Annotated in this window: 1 pseudogene; it reads left to right on the top strand. The window is 52.1% G+C overall.

The annotated features are described in order from the left end of the window. Positions 1-27: 27 nt before the first annotated feature. A pseudogene (locus ACTHSP_RS23280) lies at positions 28-326 on the top strand (C40 family peptidase); the annotation flags it as partial.

Below are 326 nucleotides of genomic sequence, written 5' to 3'. Positions count from 1 at the left end.
ATGCCTTCTGAAACGGAAGTTTTTATAATGAATTTTTTACTCCGGCTCGCAGCAGTTTGGACTTCGGTCGCCATGCTCGCGAGCGTCAATTTTTCTTACGCCGATGATTTGGAAAACCTGATTACCACCCGTCAGCGTGTTTTAAACCAATTCAACGACAACGCCAACGTTTACGGCAATACGCGTCAGGCAACTCCTGTCCATCCCACCAATACCTATCCTGCCCCAAGCAACAATACGCGCGCATCCTCAGGCAATGCAGACGAATTGATCGGCAGCGCCATGGGCTTGCTCGGCGTAGCCTACCGCTACGGCGGCACATCGGC

This window comes from Neisseria sp. P0001.S005 (genome assembly GCF_051963715.1).
The sequence above is the reverse complement of the archived record's forward strand: the minus strand, read 5'-3'. Positions and strand labels throughout refer to the sequence as shown.